Source organism: Achromobacter semiaridum, from assembly GCF_053543755.1.
The window spans coordinates 26,488-31,431 of the sequence record NZ_JBLVOL010000036.1; the positions used below are offsets into that span (position 1 = coordinate 26,488).

Below are 4,944 nucleotides of genomic sequence, written 5' to 3' on the forward strand. Positions count from 1 at the left end.
GGGGGGGCGGGCGCGCCGCCTTTGGCCGGCGCGCTGACGGGCACCAGCACGTCGGTACCCAGGCACACCTTGGGATAGGCAAATTCATCCAGTCGGCTGGCTACCCGAGGATGACGGTGGCACAGCAGGAACTGCACGCGGCGCTGCGCCATCAGGTCTTCGCAGGCCTGGAAACTGTCGGACATCATCTGGATGGCGCCGACTTCCATATCGGCTTCAAGCCGCGTCAGCCATTTGGGGAAGAACGACAACGCCAGCAGATGCGTCGCGGCAAAGCGCAGGCTGGCGCCATGCTGCGCGTGCGCGGCCATGGCCTTGATGCGGGCGGCCTCCAGGTCGGCCATCACCTGCTTGAGCAGCGGCAGGAATTTCTGGCCCGCCGCGGTCAGGTCGGTGGGGTGGGTGCTGCGGTCGAAAAGGTCGGCGCCCACCCATTCCTCCAGCGCGCGGATGTGCCGGCTGAACGCCGGTTGCGCGATGGCGCGCGCTTCGGCCGCGCGTGAAAAGCTGCCTGTCTCGGCCAGGGCGCAAAAGTCCTCAAGCCAATTCATGTCCAAAGGTCGATTTCCGGGTCCCATGAGGTGTGTGCGCCGCAGCAAAAATAATTCTATGCAATTCGAGTATTGGACGGCCGCAAGGGGCTACCGCGATCATAAGCCATTCCCACACGTACAAGATACGGAGACGCAGCATGGCTTCCATCTCGAATTACCGCGGCATCATCCCGGCAATTTCCTGCCCCTTTACCCCCGACCATCGCATCGACGAGCCCGCGCTTCGCCGCCTGGCGTCGTGGCTGGCCGGGCATCATGGCGTGGTTGCCGTCATGACCAATGGCCACACCGGCGAGGTGTTCTCCCTGACCCCGTCCGAACGCACGCAGGTCACCCGCATCGTGGCCGACGAGCTGCGCGGCAAGTTGCCGGTGATCTCGTCGATTGTGTGCGAAGGCATTGCCGAGGCCACGGAACATGCCCGCGCCGCGCGCGAAGCGGGCGCTGCCGCGTTGGACGTCATGCCGCCTCATCACTGGCTGCGCTTTGGCTTCACGCCGGGGCACGCGCTGGATTATTTCGACGCCATACACCGTGCCGCGCCCGACCTGGACCTGGTGTGCCACGTGTATCCCGCGTGGACGCGGGCCTCGTATTCGTCGCAGCTGCTGGCCGATTTGGCCCGCCTGCCTTACGTGCAGGCGTTCAAGGTGGGCCAGCGCGACATGAACAAATATGCGCGCGACATCCAGGCGCTGCGCGACGCCGATGCATCCAAGGCCATCCTGACCTGCCACGACGAATACCTGCTGGCCTCGATGGTGCAGGGCGTGGACGGGGCGCTGGTCGGCTTCGCCACCTTCATCCCGCAGCTCATCATCGACTTGTGGGAGGCCGTCAAGGCGGGCGACCTGACGCGCGCCCAGCGGGTGCAGGCGTTGATCACGCCGCTGAAAGACGCGGTCTACGGCGGCGGCGAGCCCACCGGCGAGGCGCATGCCCGCATGAAGGCCGGCATGTATTTGGCCGGGGTGCTGGACAACGCTACCGTGCGTGCGCCCACCGAGGCGCCCGGCGATGCCGACATGGACGCATTGCGCGCGGCGCTATCGAACGCGAAGCTGCTGGCGCGCTAGCACCGATTGCACGCGTGGCGGCACGCAAGCAGGCGGATGGCCCGGCGCCATACCCCTGCACGATGCCGCAACGGACAATCAATAAGAGGAGACAAATCATGCAAAAAAGAATCGTGTTGCGCGGCCTGCTTGCGCTGTGCATCGGTCTTGCCGGGGGCGGGGTGCAAGGTCTGGCCCAGGCCCAGGACAGCTATCCGTCGCGCCAGGTCCGGTTTGTGATTCCCTTTCCGCCGGGCGGCACGCTGGATATGCTGGGCCGCGATCTGGCCCAGAAGCTTAGCGAGCAGACGGGGCAGACCTTCATCGTGGAAAACCGCTCGGGCGGCAACGGCATCATCGGCGCGGACGTGGTGGCCAAGTCGCCGGCCGATGGCTACACGCTGCTGTTCAACGCGTCCACCTTCACCACCGCGCCGATGACGATGAAATCGGTGCCTTACGACGTGGACAAGAACTTTGTGCCCGTGGCCATGGCGGGCAAGGCGCCGTTGTCCTTGTCCGTGAAAAAAGATCTGCCGGTGACGGATCTGGCCGGCCTGCTGACGTATGCCAAGCAGAACCCCGGCCGCCTGACTTTTGCCGTGGGTTCGATCGGGTCGGCCGGCCATCTGGCCACGGAATTGCTCAAGCGCCAAGGCGGCCTGGATTACACCGTGATCCCGTATCGCGGCACCTCGCCCGCGCTGCAAGACCTGGTGGGCGGGCGTATCGACGGCTTCATCGACCCGGTGCTGGGCGCGGTGTCGTACTACAAAAGCGGCATGCTGAAGATACTGGCCGTGACGTCCGAGGCGCGCTTGCCCAACCTGCCCGACGTACCCACCGTCAGCGAGATCTTGCCGGGCTATCAGTTCTATAGCTGGTACGGGTTGTGGGCGCCGGCCGGCACGCCGAAATCGGTCGTCGAGAAGTTGAACGCCGAGGTCAACAAGGCCCTGTCCTCGGGCATGACGACCAAGTACGAACAGCTGGGGGTGACGCTGACACCGGGCTCCGCCGTTGCGTTCGCGCAATTCCAGAAAGACGACATGGCGCGCTCGCTCAAGATCGTGCAAGAGGGGCGCATCCATGTCGAATGAGCGCGGCGTCGGCCTGGCCGTGGTGACCGGCGCCACGGGCGGCATCGGGCTTGCCATCGTGCAGCATCTGCTGAAGGCGGGGTGGCAGGTGGCCGGCCTGGACATCGGGCCGGCCGTGGCGCGGCATGACGCCTATCGCCACATCACGGTAGACCTGTGCGACGAGGCGGCCACGCGGGGTGCGCTGGACACGCTGAAGGATGCGCGGGCGCTGGTTCACGCGGCGGGCATATTGCGGGTGGGGCCCTTGGCGCTGATGGATCCGGCCGACGGCGAGCGGATGTGGAGGCTGCACGTGGATGTCGCGGTTCGCCTGGCGCAGATCCTGACGCCCGAGATGGCGGCGCGCGGTGACGGCCGCGTGGTGCTGATCGGCAGCCGCGTGGCGCAGGGCATGCCGGGTCGCAGCCAGTACGCGGCGTCCAAGGCCGCGCTGGGGGCGTTGGCGCGCAGCTGGGCCGCCGAGCTGGCGCCGCAGGGCGTGACGGTGAATGTGGTGTCGCCGGCCGCCACGCAGACGGCCATGCTGGATGACCCGGCGCGCGCGGCCAGCGCACCGCGCATGCCGCCGATTGGCCGGCTGATCCAGCCTGACGAAATCGCGGCGCTGGTGCACTTTCTGATGTCGCGCGAGGCGGCAGCGATCACCGGCCAGGACATCGCGATCTGCGGCGGCGCATCGCTGCCGCGCTGAACGCCTTGCGGCCCCGCGCGGGATACCACGCGTTGCCTACCGTACGCTTGGCTACCGCGCACGTGGTATCCCATTACCACCATGCGTCTTCACGGCGGGGGCACAATGGCCGCTACAACATCAAGAACCGGGCCCCACCACGTTGGGCGCGCAACCGGCCGCCCCTTATCCCAAGGAGACTTCCATGAGCAAAAGACTGTTGATGCTGGTCGGCGATTACGCCGAAGACTACGAAACCATGGTGCCGTTCCAGACGCTGTTGGCCGTGGGGCACACCGTGCACGCGGTCTGCCCGGACAAGAAAGCGGGCGACACCATTGCCACCGCCATCCATGACTTCGAAGGCGCACAGACCTACAGCGAAAAGCGCGGCCACAACTTTGCGCTGAATTTTGATTTCGCCCGTGTCGAACCGGCGTCCTACGACGGCCTGGTCATTCCGGGCGGCCGCGCGCCGGAATATCTGCGCCTGAACGAAAAGGTGCTGGATATCGTGCGTTATTTCGATCAGGCCGGAAAGCCGATCGCGGCCGTTTGCCACGGCGCGCAGTTGCTGGCTGCCGCCGGCATCCTGAAAGGCCGCACGTGCTCGGCGTACCCGGCGTGCGCACCGGAAGTGCGTCTGGCGGGTGGCACCTATGCCGAAATCGGCATCGACCAGGCCTATACCGACGGCAACCTGGTGACCGCGCCCGCCTGGCCCGCGCATCCGGCATGGCTGTCGCAATTCCTGGCGGTGCTGGGCACGAAAATCACACACTGACGGGACGCGCGCACAAAGGCTCCCGGGGCATGTGTTTGCCCCGGGAGCCTTCGTGTTCAAGCCATCAAGCGATCACCGGATCACGGGATCACGCCCCGGGAGCCTTCGTGTTCAACCGAACACGTCAGGTCGCGTCAGGCAAAGTCCAGCACGACCCGGCCTTCGATCTGCCCTTGCTTCATGCGGTCGAACACGCTGTTGATGTTCTCCAGCCTGTCCGTGGTGACAGTCGCGCGGACCTTGCCCTCTTCGGCGAATTGCAGCGATTCCTGCAAGTCCAGCCGCGAGCCCACGATGGAACCGCGCACGGTCACGCCATTGAGCACCATGTCGAAGATGGACAGCGGGAAGTCGCCCGGCGGCAAGCCGTTCAGCGCCACGGTGCCGCCGCGCCGCACCATGCCCAGCGCCTGCTCGAAGGCCTTGGGCGACACGGCCGTGATCAGCGCGCCATGGGCGCCGCCGATTTCCCGCTTCAGGTACGCGGCCGGGTCGGTCGTCTTGGCATTGACCGTGACTTCGGCGCCCAGGCGGCGGGCCAGATCCAGCTTGGCCTCGTCGATGTCCACGGCGGCCACGTTCAAGCCCATTGCGCGGGCGTATTGCACCGCCATGTGGCCCAGCCCCCCGATGCCCGAGATCACGACCCAGTTGCCGGGCCGCGTGTCCGTCATCTTCAGGCCTTTGTAGACGGTGACCCCCGCGCACAGTACGGGCGCAATGTCGACAAAGCCCACATTCTTGGGCAGCAGGCCCACGTAGTCGGGGGGGGCCAGCG

General features: G+C 66.2%; 6 protein-coding genes. 4 read left to right on the plus strand and 2 right to left on the minus strand.

Annotated features, from left to right (window positions below; translation table 11 throughout):
* Positions 1 to 578, minus strand: a 578-nt coding sequence (locus ACNPP0_RS11165; protein WP_448705904.1) for a LysR family transcriptional regulator, incomplete at its 3' end; no start/stop codon positions are given.
* Positions 579 to 691: 113 nt separating this feature from the next.
* Here ACNPP0_RS11165 and ACNPP0_RS11170 point away from each other — a divergent pair.
* From ACNPP0_RS11170 to ACNPP0_RS11185, 4 genes are all read left to right on the plus strand, one after another.
* On the plus strand, positions 692 to 1,630 hold the full coding sequence (locus ACNPP0_RS11170; RefSeq protein WP_448705905.1) for a dihydrodipicolinate synthase family protein: 939 nt from the start codon (positions 692 to 694) through the stop codon (positions 1,628 to 1,630).
* 98 nt (positions 1,631 to 1,728) lie between these two features.
* Complete coding sequence (locus ACNPP0_RS11175; RefSeq protein WP_448705906.1) at positions 1,729 to 2,709, plus strand: Bug family tripartite tricarboxylate transporter substrate binding protein; 981 nt, start codon at positions 1,729 to 1,731, stop codon at positions 2,707 to 2,709.
* Positions 2,699 to 3,403: an SDR family NAD(P)-dependent oxidoreductase gene (locus tag ACNPP0_RS11180; RefSeq protein ID WP_332613211.1), complete on the plus strand. Its 705-nt coding sequence runs from the start codon at positions 2,699 to 2,701 to the stop codon at positions 3,401 to 3,403. Before ACNPP0_RS11175 ends, ACNPP0_RS11180 begins: the two co-directional genes overlap by 11 nt.
* 184 nt (positions 3,404 to 3,587) lie before the next feature.
* Positions 3,588 to 4,166, plus strand: coding sequence for a DJ-1/PfpI family protein (locus tag ACNPP0_RS11185; protein WP_332613212.1), 579 nt, complete (start codon positions 3,588 to 3,590; stop codon positions 4,164 to 4,166).
* 134 nt (positions 4,167 to 4,300) lie between these two features.
* On the opposite strand, the gene ACNPP0_RS11190 is transcribed toward ACNPP0_RS11185, so the two are convergent.
* Positions 4,301 to 4,944: zinc-binding dehydrogenase (locus ACNPP0_RS11190; protein WP_448705907.1), on the minus strand; the 644-nt coding region annotated here is incomplete at its 5' end.